Here is a 13,173-nt window from a genome sequence, read left to right as displayed (position 1 = left end):
AGTGTGGAGGCATTATGAGCGGAATTACACCGTATTCGTTGGGCGAGGGCAACGTCGCTGACCGATGCCGTGCCGCCGTCCTGGAAATCGGTGAACAGGTCGATCGGCTGCGTGTCCATCTTGGTCGGCTCGACCCCGAGCGGCTGCGCATGTCCCCCCTACGGTTCCAGGCACTGCTCGTCGGGTTCGACATCTACGCTCGGATGCTCGACGACGCGCTGAACGACCTCGTCGCCGAGCTGCGTCCGCCCGCCGAGCTGCGCCCGCCCGCCGCGCCCGGGCGTCGCGACCTCGAGATGGTCGCGGGGGAGAACCGATGACCGACACACCGTACGAGGTGGACCCCGGCTCCGCCATCGGTGAGCTGGCGGCGGATCTCGTCAACCGGTTGGCCATGCTCCGGCAGCTCGTGGAGCCCGCCACGGCGGCAGCCCCGGCGTCCGGCCTGGTCGCGTTGCCCCCGGCGCACGAGTGCGCGATAGCGGTGGACGGTCTGCTGGGGCGTACCGGCATCCTCAGCCTCATCGGCGGCGCCCTGGAGGCGGGCTGGTCCGTCGGCGGCGACGCCGGTTGGGACGCCGGCGACGTGGCGGGACGGGGTGCGTGAGATGTACTGCGAGGACGCCATCATGCGTGCGCAGGTCGGTCTTCTCACCATCGGTCGGGTCGACGACGCCGAACGCTCGGAGGTGGCGCGCCACCTGACGGAGTGTCCGTCGTGCCGGTCCGAGCGGGACGACATCGCCCGGGTCGTCGGCATGCTCGAAGTGCTGCGTTCCGCTCCGGACGACGCTGCGGACGACTCTCCGTACGACCTGCTCGCGTCTCCCGCCGTGGCGCGGCCGCGACCCCGCCCTCCGGCCCAACTCTTCGGTGCCCCCGGCACGCCACCTCCGTGGACCCCTGTGGCGGAGCGTCCGGCGCTTCCGCCCGGGAGTCCGTCGAGGCCGGCTCTCGGACCGGCCGGTCATGCCGCGCGCGTCGCGGTGACAACACCGTGGTTCGATCCGCACCAGCCTCCGAGGTCCCGCCCCGGCGCGTCCGAGCGCCTGGTGCCACGGCCGATCGAGTCCTCCCGCCCGACGCACCGCGTGCCCGCGCCGCAGGACCCCGTGCCCGTGTCGCAGTACCCCGTGCCCGTGTCGTATTGGTCGGCCCTGCCGTACGCGCCCGTCGCCGCGCTCCCGTCCCGCCCGGATGGTTACCTGCCGCCCCGCCCCGCCACCGGCCCCCTCTCCCGGGGCCCGCACTCGCACCGGCGGCCGCGCCGCAGGTCGGCCCGTTTCCCCGTCTCGCTGGTCCTGCTCACCGTGACCCTGACCGCCGGTGCGGTCCTGGCTCCCTGGCCCCCGGCCGACGGGCGGGCCCCGATCGTGGCGACCGCCGCCTCCGGCGACACGGCGCAGGTCGACCTGCGGGTCGTGCTGCGCGGTGGTGGGGACAGTGTTCGCGTCGAGCTGACCGTCGCCGGGCTCGCCCCGGGCGCCACCTACCAGGTGTACGCCGGCACGGTGCACGGTGACCTGGAACTGCTCGGCGAGCTGCCCGGTGACGCCGGCCCCGCCGACTGGTCGGGCGTGGCGAAGGTACCGGTCGACGATCTCGCCTACCTCAGCGTGTGGGAGGTGGGCGGTCAGGTCGTGGCTGCGGCGAACGTCGTCGAGGACCTGCGACGGGCGGTGTGACGTACGCCACATCGCGGGTTTGAACGGTGTTTGCACAGGTCCCGATCCCCAGTGGACACCAAAGGAGTCGGTAGGGTCCCCTCGTCCGTGAACCCGGCATTCGGCGGCATCGTTATGGTTTCCGTGGATCAGGCCACCGCGCAGGCGGCGTCCGGTGAGTTGTCACAGCCTCCGGCGGATGACGAGGCGTTACGGGTCGCGTATCGGACCCATGGTCCGATCCTGCTCAACTACCTGTCGCGCATGACGATGGGCAACCGTGCCCTGGCGGAGGACATCCTCCAGGAGACACTGGTCCGCGCCTGGAACCATCCGCAGGCGCGGACGGCCGACGGCCAGTGGAGCCGGGGCTGGCTGCTGACCGTGGCCCGGCGTATCGCCATCGACCACATGCGGTCGGTGCAGGGCAGGTCGACCGAGGTCCTCGACGAACGCGTGGCGGAACGTCAGGTGGCCGACGACGACTTCGAGCGGTTGCTCAACGCGCGGACCGTGCGGGAGGCGGTGGCATCGCTGCCGGAGCGGCTGCGCGGGACCCTGATCGAGATCTACTTCCGGGAGAGTTCGGTCGCCGAGGCGGCCCGTAACCTGTCCGTTCCCGAGGGGACGGTCAAGTCCCGGACCTTCTACGCGCTGCGGGCGCTGCACGAGGAACTGGTGAAACGTGACTTCGCGCTCTAGGGGGTTCCGGTGACGGTCCGATCGATCCGCCGGTGGGCGACGGCCGCGCTGGTGGCCGCGCTGCTCGCCGTGCTGGCACCGGGCTCCGCGGCGGCGGCCGACGAGTACGTCCTCTATGCCACGGTCACGGCGGGCGGCGCGAACAAGGCGACGACCCTGACCGACATTGCCCAGCGCTACCTGGGCGACGCCGAGCGCGCGCAGGAGTTGTTCAACCTCAACAGCGGCCGCCAGCAGCCGGACGGCGCCGCGCTGACCGACCCGAACCGGCTGACCGCCGGGTGGTACATCGTGCTGCCCTGGGACGCCGTCGGGCCCGGTGTCCAGTACGGCGTCCTGCCGACCCGTCCACCGGCGGCGTCTCCCGCTCCGACGTCGTCGTCCGCCCCCGGCGGTCCGGGAAGCCCACCGGTGGGCCCGGGCGCGGCCGGGCCGGCGCCGACGTCGCGTCCGGGAGGCAGGTGTGTGGCCGCCGCTGTCGCCAGCGACCCGTCCAACTGGGCCTCCACCAGGTTGGCGGCGAGCCGTGTCTGGCCCCGCACGAAGGGCGCCGGCCAGTTGGTGGCGGTCGTGGACTCCGGTGTGGACGGTCGCCTTCCCCAGTTGGCCGGCCGGGTTGCCCAGGGAGCGGACCTGGTCACCGGCGGCGGGCGCGGTGATGCCGACTGCCTGGGCACCGGCACCGCGATGGCAGGTCTGATCGCGGCGGCGGCCCCGGCCGGTGGCGGTTTCGCCGGCGTCGCGCCGGAGGCGGTCGTGCTACCGGTCCGGATCGCCACCGACGGCAAGCCGGTGGGTCCGGCCGACCAGGCCGCTGCCATCGAGGTCGCCGCCTCCGCCGGCGCCACCGTGATCGCCCTCGGCGACCATGTCCTGGTCACCGACGAGAAGGTACGACAGGCGATCGACCAGGCGCTCTCGCGGGACATCGTGGTCGTCGCGAGCGCTCCGGCCGGCGCCGAGAACGCCGGCGCGGCGGCCCTGCTGCCGGAGTACCTGCTCTCGGTCGGTGGGGTGAGCGCCGACGGCAAGGCGGCCGAGGAGTACGCCACCGACACCGTCGACGTCGTCGCCCCGGGCGTCAACATCTCCAGCATCGGCATCACCGGCACCAACGGGTTCGTCGGTAGCGGCACGCGGTACGCGGTGGCACTGGTCGCCGGTGAGGCGGCGCTGGTCCGGGCCGCCCATCCGCGCCTGTCGGCGGTCCAGGTCGCCCGCCGCGTCGTGGTGACCGCGGAGGAGATGGGCGGATCTCCGGCTGGAAGTCCGTACGGCCACGGCATGATCGACCCCGAGGCCGCGGTCGTCGAGGACCTGCCGGACGAGACCGAGTCGTTGCCGCCGGAGTCGACCGGCACGGCCGGCGGGGCCGGGGGTGCCAGCACGGTCACGCAGGTCGCCATCCTGCTGGTCATGCTGGCCGCGCTGGTGGCCGGCGCCCTGCTGGTCGTCCGGCTGCGTCGCTCGGCACGTCGTACCGCCGGCGAGAGCGACGATCCCTCGGGCAGCGCCGAGCCGGTCCGTGACACGGATCAGGTGCCGTCGACCCCGGGTGGTGGCCGATGAGTCGATCCACGACTGAACCTCCATCTGGCCACACTCGTTCTCCAGGTGCAGCGGAACGTGCGGAGCGGGCGACCAGGATCATGAGGACTTGATGCCCAGTGGGCGACAACGGATGTGACGAACCGGAGGTGCGCGACAAGGTCGCGCTCTACGTCGTCGGCCAGATCTCGGACAGCGAGCGGTGGGCGGTGGAGGAACACCTCGCCCGCTGCGCCGATTGCCTGGACGAGAGCCGGGTCCTCGGCGACGCCGTGCTGGCCCTGACGCTCCTCGGCGACGCGGATCGGCAGGAGCTGATCGCCGAGTTCGGCGTGCCGGGCGGCGTGACGACCTCCCACGTGGCCGCGCGCACGGCGACGGCGTCCGGGCCGCCGGCACGGATCGAGGCGGACCGGCGGCCGACACCCCGGGCGCCCGGCACGACCGGGCCCGGATCGCGCTCGCGGCGCCCCCTGCGTCGCAGGCCCGTCATGGTCGCGGGTGGGCTGGTCCTGGTGGTCCTCCTGGCGGTCGGCGGGGTGCTCGGCCAGGCCGCCCTGTTCGGGCCGCCGGCGTCCGCGCCGACGGCACTGGTGGCCGACTCCGGAGGCAGTGCCACCGGTGCCGTCCTGTCGGTGACGGTGTCGGCGGGCGGCGGTGACGCCGCCGTACGGGCCACCGTGTCCGGTCTGGAGCCGAATCGCAGCTACCGCTTCTACGTCACCGACGTGGACGGCAACAGCTATGACATGGCCGCGGTGACCGGTACGGAGCAGGCACAGGATTTCACCACCGCGTGTCCGGTGCCGATGGACCGGGTGGACAGGTTCAGCGTGACGGCCCCCGACGGCGCGCTCGTCGTGGCGGCCACGGTACGTCGGGACACCGACGCGCCGACCGCACCCGGTTAAAGGTTCAACAAACTCTCAGTTGATAGTTGCCCACCGGAAACAACCAACGCCTACCATCGGCTAATGCCCACCCCCGGCGGCGTGCGCCACGCCCGTCCACCGTCGCCGCCGGCATGACGCCCGACCAGTCCCGATGGCCGAGCCTGTCGGCGGCCCGCCCCTGATGTCACCGCCCGCAGTCCCCTCCACCGGCCCGCGTCGACAGCTCTCCGGCTCCCTGCGCTGGCTGACCGACGGACTCGCCGTCGTCGGACCGGACCCGGACGGGGCCATCGCCGTGGCGGCCGCCCAACTGCCCGCGGAGCCCGGCGTGCTGACCGTGGTGGGCGAGGTGGCCGGGCATCAGGACTGGCAGGCCGTCACCGAGACGCTTCCGACGCTGATCCGGCCGGGCACGGCCGTGCGTCTGGGGCTCTCCGGCGCCGGCACCACCCTCGGGCCGGGCACCACACCGGAGTCCGACGCCTCACCCGCCGCCGCTCTCTCCCGGCTGCTACAGACCGATGTGTACGCGCCGGACGGGCCGGTGCTGCTGGTGCCCGGCGGCACCCTGTACGCGCCGCACGGCTGGCGGCGGTTCGGCGAGCCAGGCCCACCAACCCGCACCGTCCTGCGCCATCCGCGCCCGAACTGGGAACGAGAGGTCGACACGGTCGCCCGGCACACCTCGGGTCCCCTCCGCGCACGCTCGATCCCGGCCGGTCTGTGGCTGCACCGGCAGACCCGGCAAGCGGCGCCGGCCTCGTACGACGACCCGGTGTACGCCATCCCGGCGGACGGCGACCGGCCCGTGGTGGTGGTCGGCCGACCCGGGCTCGCACCGCCGGACCCGCGCGCCGTCCGCACCGTCCTCGACGCGCTCGACCCCTCGCTGCTGTTGACGCCGTACGGCGTACCCCTGTCGCTGGTCGTGGATCTCGCGACCGAGCTCGCCGGGCGGTGGGGACGCCCGGTGGAGGTGGCGACCGGCCTGCCCACCGTGGACGAGCGGGGTCTGGTGTCGGCGGCGGTGGACCCGGACGGCCTCAGCTGGTGGGTCCCGCCGGCGTCGCGGCTGCGGTGTGCTCCGGGCCGGCCGCCGGTCCCGATCGCGAGTGGGCCGGTGGTCGCCGGGTTGCCCCCCGACGGCGACGCCTTCCGACTCGGCGACGGGTGGGTCGTGGAGCCCACGGCGTGGGGCCTGTGGGTGCGCTCGCCCTCCGGCGGGGACGACCGCGACGACGTCCGGCAGCGCCCGACCGACGGCACACGGCTCACCATCCTGGTCGGTCTCCCGGGTCAACCGCCGCCGCCCGGCGTCCGGACGCTGCTGTCCGGTCTCGTTGCCGGGCTCACTCCGCAGCAGTGGGCGCGGACGACGTTCGCGCCGGCCGAGGTCGACGAGCTGCTCGGGGGCGGCGGCGTACCCGAGCGCGCTCACCGGCCCCAGGTGCGCCCGACGAGCGCGGCGTCGCGGCCGAGCACGGGCCCGGTCGGCAGCATTGCCAGGAACTCGCGTGGCACGTCCACGGGGGACACACCGGAGTAGCCGAGCGCGTCGACGGTCTGGTCGTCGGGCAGCGGGAACTTCACCCCGAACTCCGACACCAGGTAGACACCCGTGGGCACCGCCGCGGGGGAGGGCCGATCGCGCAACAGCATCCCGCTGCCGGTGCTCATCACCACCTCGTCGGCCAGACCGGCCGCGTCCGCTTCCGTGGACGCGCTGACGGCCCGCTCCAGCGCGGTGTCGGGAACGGCGAGCGCCTCGGACCGTACGCTGCCACTGGTGATCGTGTGTCGCACGCAGGCGACCGCCCCCCGCAGGTCGTTGACCGTGGACGGCGGTTCGGCGGGGAATCCGGTGATGTACTCGCCGCCGTCGAGCACGGGCGTCCCGTGCAGCGCGTCCGCGTCGATCGGGATCGGCCGTGGCGTCGAGCCGGGGTACGACCGGCGGGTCGCGGGATCGCCGAGCAGCAGCGCGCCGATCGTACGGCTGATCGGCGCGAGCCCGTCGGCGCGCGCGAGATAGAGCTCGCGCGTGGCGAGCGCCGGGTTCGCCACCTCGAAGATCTGTCCGACCACCGAGGGGCCACCGGCGATCGGCGGCCCCGGCCGTCCCCGCCCGGCGACCGCCGGCACGACCAGGTCCCGCCCGGAGTCGAGCGGGTTGAGCCACGCGGCGGTGACCCGGACCGGGGGCGCGCCGCCGTATCCCAGTGCGAACCGCACCTGATCGCCGCCGAGGCGGTAGCGGCGGCCCTGCCACACCAGGTGCAGGGCGTTGTCCGGTGTGGACACCAACAGCGCGCCCGGATCGCGGCCCTCGACGTCGTCGAGCACCAGGGTGGTGCGTTCGGCCTTGGTGCGGTCCAGCGGGCGTCGGGCGCACACGGTCCACGCGCCCCGGTAGAGCTGCTTGCCGGTGGGCACCGCGTCGGGCGCGTCCGGGATGCCCACCGGCGCGCCGACGGGTACCCCGGTCAGCGAGTTGCGCGAGACCGACCGCACCGGTGCGGTGCTGTTCATGATCAGCACCGCGGACGTGTAGTTGAGCACCGGCCGCAGTTCACCGCCGAGCAGCAGGTACCGCGCTCCGGTCTCCTTGACCAGGATGATCGAGCCGGGCTGCCGCCACTTGTCGCTGCCACCGGGTCGCAGCAGCCCGTAGATGCCGAAGCCCGCGGCGATCAGGACGCTGAGCAGCAGTCCCACGGCGGCTCCGATGGTGAAGCGTCGGTGTGGTGGGTCGTCGCCCTCCGGGCGGCCCTTCATGAGCGCGCCGATCAACCGGCCCGCCTCGAAGAGGTAGGCCTGGACCTGGTCCCTGCGCGATCGCACGTCAGCCCGCCCAGGCCCGGATCGCGGAGTACACGCCGAGCACGGCGCCGAGCACCGGCAGGACGGCGAGCGCGACGACCAGCTCCAGGATGTCGGCGGCCCGCGCCCAGTAGGGGCGCAGCCTCCGCCCCGGCAGGGCCGTGCTCGCGGCGAGGAAGGCCAGTCCGGCCGCTGCGAGCACCGGCAGAGCCGCGACGCGCAGGTAGAACGGCTGCTCGCCGCTGAAGCCGAAGAGCACCAGGAGGATGAGGACCGTCGCCGGGACCACCACCGTCCAGCGTTGGACGGTGGTGGTCAGGTGCCGGGCGCGCAGGAGGAGCAGGGCGGCAGTGATCAGGGCCAGCGTGCGTGGCCAGGCACCGCCGGGCAGCACCAGGAACACGGCCAGCGCGAGCTGCGCCGCACCGACACCGAGCAACAGCGCGGACTGGTGGCCGACGACCGCGTTGCCGCGCTCCACCACCAGCTTGTACGGCACCGGGTCGATGTCGTCGGAGAGCTGCTCCGGCCGGCGCGGCATCATCGGCAGCGTCAGCCCGCCGAGGCGGAACGCCAGCAGCGGCAGCACCATCATCACCGCCAGCGTGGTGACCAGGGCTGTCCCGGCGGTCCGTTGGGTGTCGAACCCACCGGCGGCGGCGACCACCGCCGGCACACCGGTCAGCAGCAGCGCGGTGATCGCGCCGCTGAAGAGCACCGCGCCGTCCGCGACCGCGGCGAGACCGGCGCAGACCGCCGCCAGCGCGCAGAGGCAGACGGCGGCGACGGTGACCGTCCACGGGGCGTCCGGCGCGGCCCACCGTGCCGCGGCCCAGCCGGCCTCGGCGGCGTACGCGGCGGCACAGCCGGCCAGGAGGGTGCCGGCCACCGGATCGGCAGCGGCCCTGCTCACCAGGCCCGCCGCGCCGACGAGCACGATCGCCGCCACCGCAGCGGTGAGCGCCTGGTACGCCGACGGCCCGCCCAGTGCCAGCACCGGCAGCCCGGTCAGGACGGCGAGGACGCCGAACGACAACAGCAGTGCCCGCAGCCGGGCCGGCGTCCACGTGTCGCGGTGCTGCCCGACCTGGTCGGCGAGCCCGTCGATGAGGTCGTCGTAGCCGATCGGGGGCAGCGCTCCGGCACGTGGCAGCAGGTGGACCGTGTCGCCGTCGAGCAGGTCGAGGGCGGCCGGGGTGCGCTCCTCGTTCAGCGGCGGATCGCCGATCCGTTGCAGGGTCCAGCCGTCGTGGCTGGTGCCGTGGTCGCCCGCCTGCGGGTCGAGTTCGGCAAGCACGACGGGCAGCGCGTCGATCAGTGGTGTGTCGATCGGCATCGCCAGGTCTACAACGTGTCCTTTCAGGACAAAACGTAGCCTAACCGGCGCTACCGTGCGATGCTGGATCAGCTCATCCATCGTTCGGACCCGGTTCCCTCCTGCCGCCCGCTGCCACGCCGACCAGATCTCGCCAGATCAGGGCCGTCACGCTAGCGGCGACAGCGGGACTCCGCTCCCGCAGCCGCACGGCCGGTCGCAGGTAGGGGGAAAACCTCCACGAACGACAGGAGTGCACGTGGGCACCGTTCCCTTCGTCCGCCGTCCGCGCGTCGCCGGCCCGGTCGCGCCACCCGGGGAGATCGAGCTTCAGCCCCCTCCGCCGGTGCCGGAACCGGCAGCGGGCGGCATGGGACAGATCTGGCTCTACATCCCGATGGGCCTCGCCTCGATGGCGATGATGCTCGTCTTCGTGCGTCGTGACGCGGGCGTGCTCGCGTACATCGGCATGGGTCTGATGGCCGTGTCGGTGCTGGCCGGCGTCGTGGTGCCGTTCTTCCGGGCGGCCAGCGAGCACAAGGAACGCATGCACGGTGACCGCCGCGACTACCAGCGCTACCTCACCCAGATCCGGCGCAGCGCCCGCACCAGCCTGGTCGACCAGTACAGCGCCGCACGCTGGCAGCACCCCGATCCACGGGCGCTCTGGTCACACGCGTTGAGCCGCCGGCTGTGGGAGCGCCGCACCGCGCACGAGGACTTCGGCGAGGTCCGGGTCGGCATCGGAGCGCGCCGATCGACGACCACCCTGACCGCGCCGCAGAGCAAACCCGTCGAGGAGCTGGAACCGATGGCCGCGCACGCGCTGCGCCGCTTCATCCGCGCCTACTCCACCCTGCGCGACGCGCCGGTCGCCGTCTACCTCCGGGGATTCGCCCGCCTCCAGCTCACCGGCGACACGGCGGCCGTCCACGGCCTCACCCGTGCCGTGCTGGCCCAACTCGCCGTCGCGCACGCGCCCGGTGACCTGGTCGTCGCCTGCCTCGCCGCGCCCGGCCGGGAGCGGGACTGGGACTGGCTGAAGTGGCTGCCACACGCGCAGAACGACGAGGACCCCGACGGCGCCGGTGCCGGTCGCCTGGTGGTCGCCGACCTGGCGGGGCTCGACGCAGTGCTCGCCGGGCTCGGGGTCACCGACCGTCCGGCCTTCGAGCCGGACACCCCGATCACGGCCTCCGAACCGTTCGTCGTGGTCGTGCTCGACGGCCCGGTGATCCACGGCGAGCACCGGCTGGCTGTGGAGGGCTACCGCAACGCGGTCGTCGTGGACACCGCCGGGGCGTTCGACTGGCAGTCCCGCCCGCAGACCCTGTTCGCCGAGGTGACAGCCGACGACCTGCATCTCGTCACGTTCGACCACCTCGGCAAGCCGTCGCGCAACCGCCTGTGCCGCCCCGACACCATCGGCCTGCCGTCTGTCGACGCCCTCGCCCGCCGGATCTCCCGCCTGCGCATCGGCCAGGCCGTCGACGCCGAGGAACCACTGGCCACCGACTACGACCTGGCCGGTCTGCTCGGCATCGCCGACCTGCACACCTTCGACCCGGACGCGTACCGGGCCAACCGCCCGGCCGCGCAACGGCTGCGCGTGCCGATCGGCATCTCCACCACGGGGGCCCCGATCGAGTTGGACCTCAAGGAGTCCGCCGAGAACGGTATGGGCCCGCACGGCGTCCTCATCGGCGCCACCGGCTCGGGCAAGAGCGAACTGCTGCGTACGCTCGTGCTCGCCCTCGCCACCCGACACACGTCGGCCGAACTCAACCTCGTCCTTGTCGACTTCAAGGGCGGTGCCGCGTTCCTCGGCTTCGACCGACTTCCCCACACCGCCGCGGTGATCACCAACCTGGCCGACGAGCTCGAACTGGTCGACCGGATGCGCGACGCGCTCACCGGTGAGCTGGTCCGGCGGCAGGAGCACCTGCGGGCCACCGGGAACTACGCCTCCCGGCGGGACTACGAACGGGCGCGCGGCGAGGGCGCGCCGCTGGAACCGATGCCGGCCCTGCTGATCGTGGTCGACGAGTTCAGCGAACTGCTCACCGGCAAGCCGCAGTTCATCGAGGTCTTCGCGATGATCGGCCGGCTCGGGCGTTCACTCGGCGTGCACCTGCTGCTGGCCAGCCAACGGCTCGACGAGGGGCGCATCCACCAGATCGAGTCACACCTGTCGTACCGGATCGGTCTGCGGACCTTCTCCGCCATGGAGAGTCGCAGCGTGCTCGGCGTCCCGGACGCGTACGAGCTGCCCAACGTCCCGGGCAACGGGTTCCTGCGTTCGGACATCCAGACCCTGACCCGGTTCAAGGCCGCCTACTCGTCCGGCCCGTACCGGCGGAACGGGCGTACCCAACGGGGTGCGACGCGGACCGGTGTGGTCACCTTCGGCGTGGAGCACGTCGAGCCAATCGCGGCGCCGCCACAGAGCCTCGACGACTCCGACGGCGAGAAGCCGCCCATGCTCGCCGAGGTGCTGCTGCGACGCCTGCAGGGGCGCGGGCCCGCCGCGCACCAGGTGTGGCTGCCACCGCTGCGGGAGCCCGCCAGCCTGGACCGGCTGCTGCCACCGCTCACGGACGACCCGGAACGGGGGCTGTGCCCGATCGGCGGCTACCGACCCCTCACCGTCCCGATCGGGCTGCTCGACCTGCCCGCGCAGCAACGCCGCGAACTCCTCCTCGCCGACCTGTCCGGCGGACGCGGCAACATCGGTGTGGTGGGCGGGCCGCAGAGCGGCAAGAGCACCCTGCTGCGGACGCTGATCTGCGCGCTCGCGCTCACCCACGCTCCGCACGACGTGCAGGTCTACTGCCTCGACTTCGGCGGCGGCAGCCTCGCCTCACTCGGCGGCCTGCCGCACGTCGGCTCGGTGGCGAACCGGTTGGACCGCGACCGGGTCACCCGCACCGTGCTGGAGCTGTCCAACCTGCTGGTCCTGCGGGAGAACCTGTTCAGCCGATACAACGTCGACTCGATGGCGAGCTACCGCCGGATCCGCGCCACCGGTTCCCTGCGTGACCAGGACCCGTACGGCGACGTGTTCCTCGTCATCGACGGCTGGTTCTCCGTCCGACAGGACTTCGAGGAGTTGGAACCCCGCCTCACCGACATCGCCGCGCGCGGTCTGGGGTTCGGCGTCCACCTCGTCGTCGCCGCCCGCCGCTGGGCGGAGATGCGGCCCTGGCTGCGGGACGCTCTCGGCACCCGGTTCGAGCTACGGCTCGGCGACCCGATCGACTCGGAGATCAACAGCAAGTTCGCCGCCACCGTACCGTCCATTCCCGGGCGGGGCATCGTGCCGGAGCGCCTGCACTTCCTCGGCGCGCTGCCCCGCGTGGACGGAGACAGCGGCACCGAGGACCTGACCGACGCGGTCGCCGACCTGGTCGACGCGGTGGCCGCCGGATCACTCCCGCGCGCGCCGGAGGTCCGACTCCTGCCCAGCAGACTGCCGGACACCGCGCTGCCCGCACCCACCGCCGCCCGCCCGAGCGCGGACGTCCAGGTCGCCCTGGGGCTCGACGACGTCAAACTGGAACCGCTCTGGCACGACTTCGACGCCAGCCCGCACCTGCTGATCTTCGGTGACGCCGAGACCGGCAAGACCACACTGCTACGCCATCTGGCCCGCTCGATCGTCGCGCACCACCCCGCCGACGAGGCTCGGATCATCTTCGGCGACTTCGGCCGCGAGCTGTACGACGCGGTTCCGCAGGAGCACCAGATCGGCTACTCGGTCAGCGCGGGCTCGCTCGCCTCGGCCCTGCAGGAGGCGGTCGGGTTGCTCAAGGAGCGGGTACCCGGCCCGGACATCATCCCGAGCCGTCTGCCGTCCCGGGACTGGTGGGCGGGCGGACGGATCTTCATCCTGGTGGACGACTACGAGCTGGCCGAGGCCGAGAAGCCCCTGCAACACCTGCTGCCCCTGCTGCCGCACGGCGCGGACATCGGCCTGCACCTGATCGTGGCCCGGCGGACCGCCGGCGCGTCCCGGGCCATGATGGACCAGGTGGTCCGGCGGGCCTGGGAGCTGGGCACCTCGGCCATGCTGTTCTCCTGTCCACGCGAGGAGGGCAGCTTCCTCGGCACGGTGCGGCCGCGCGTGCTGCCGGTCGGCCGCGCCCAGTACATCGACCGCCGTCGCAACGTCCGTCTCGTGCAGGCGCCGGTCGTCGAGTGAGCCGCCGACGTCCGGGTCGCCCCGCCGGGC

At 73.1% G+C, this 13,173-nt stretch carries 10 protein-coding genes; 8 read left to right on the top strand and 2 right to left on the bottom strand.

Features of this window, described 5'->3' with window-relative positions; genetic code table 11:
- Positions 1 to 38 precede the first annotated feature (38 nt).
- The 7 genes from ABZU91_RS22660 (at position 39) to ABZU91_RS22630 (ending at position 6,353) form a co-directional block, all read left to right on the top strand.
- On the top strand, positions 39 to 320 hold the full coding sequence (locus ABZU91_RS22660) for a hypothetical protein (protein WP_355243751.1): 282 nt from the start codon (positions 39 to 41) through the stop codon (positions 318 to 320).
- The gene (locus ABZU91_RS22655; RefSeq protein WP_355243748.1) at positions 317 to 607 is read left to right on the top strand and encodes a hypothetical protein; all 291 of its coding nucleotides are present in this window, start codon (positions 317 to 319) and stop codon (positions 605 to 607) included. Before ABZU91_RS22660 ends, ABZU91_RS22655 begins: the two co-directional genes overlap by 4 nt.
- 532 nt (positions 608 to 1,139) lie before the next feature.
- Positions 1,140 to 1,685: a hypothetical protein gene (locus tag ABZU91_RS22650; RefSeq protein WP_355243745.1), complete on the top strand. Its 546-nt coding sequence runs from the start codon at positions 1,140 to 1,142 to the stop codon at positions 1,683 to 1,685.
- A gap of 123 nt (positions 1,686 to 1,808) precedes the next feature.
- Positions 1,809 to 2,366, top strand: coding sequence for a sigma-70 family RNA polymerase sigma factor (locus ABZU91_RS22645; protein ID WP_355243742.1), 558 nt, complete (start codon positions 1,809 to 1,811; stop codon positions 2,364 to 2,366).
- Positions 2,367 to 2,375: 9 nt separating this feature from the next.
- Positions 2,376 to 3,935 (top strand): S8 family serine peptidase, encoded by a 1,560-nt coding sequence (locus ABZU91_RS22640; protein ID WP_355243739.1) that lies wholly within the window; start codon positions 2,376 to 2,378, stop codon positions 3,933 to 3,935.
- A 98-nt stretch (positions 3,936 to 4,033) separates the two neighbouring features.
- Complete coding sequence (locus ABZU91_RS22635; RefSeq protein ID WP_355243736.1) at positions 4,034 to 4,825, top strand: zf-HC2 domain-containing protein; 792 nt, start codon at positions 4,034 to 4,036, stop codon at positions 4,823 to 4,825.
- A 133-nt stretch (positions 4,826 to 4,958) separates the two neighbouring features.
- Positions 4,959 to 6,353 carry a hypothetical protein gene (locus tag ABZU91_RS22630; protein WP_355243734.1) on the top strand — a complete coding sequence of 465 codons (1,395 nt, stop codon included), beginning with the start codon at positions 4,959 to 4,961 and terminating at the stop codon, positions 6,351 to 6,353.
- Here the strand turns inward: ABZU91_RS22630 and eccB are convergent.
- Together eccB and eccD are read right to left on the bottom strand one after the other, a co-directional pair.
- Complete coding sequence (eccB, locus tag ABZU91_RS22625) at positions 6,242 to 7,648, bottom strand: type VII secretion protein EccB (RefSeq protein ID WP_355243731.1); 1,407 nt, start codon at positions 7,646 to 7,648, stop codon at positions 6,242 to 6,244. The genes ABZU91_RS22630 and eccB overlap by 112 nt on opposite strands.
- A 1-nt stretch (position 7,649) precedes the next feature.
- Positions 7,650 to 9,044 (bottom strand): type VII secretion integral membrane protein EccD, encoded by a 1,395-nt coding sequence (eccD, locus tag ABZU91_RS22620; RefSeq protein WP_355243729.1) that lies wholly within the window; start codon positions 9,042 to 9,044, stop codon positions 7,650 to 7,652.
- A 157-nt stretch (positions 9,045 to 9,201) separates the two neighbouring features.
- On the opposite strand from eccD, the gene eccCa reads away from it, so the two are divergent.
- Complete coding sequence (gene eccCa / locus ABZU91_RS22615) at positions 9,202 to 13,143, top strand: type VII secretion protein EccCa (RefSeq protein ID WP_355243726.1); 3,942 nt, start codon at positions 9,202 to 9,204, stop codon at positions 13,141 to 13,143.
- Positions 13,144 to 13,173: the final 30 nt, after the last annotated feature.

It is taken from the genome of Micromonospora sp. NPDC005174, assembly GCF_040608495.1.
GTDB lineage: Bacteria > Actinomycetota > Actinomycetes > Mycobacteriales > Micromonosporaceae > Micromonospora.
Note: the sequence above shows the minus strand (reverse complement) of the source record. Positions and strands in the feature narration are given on the sequence as shown.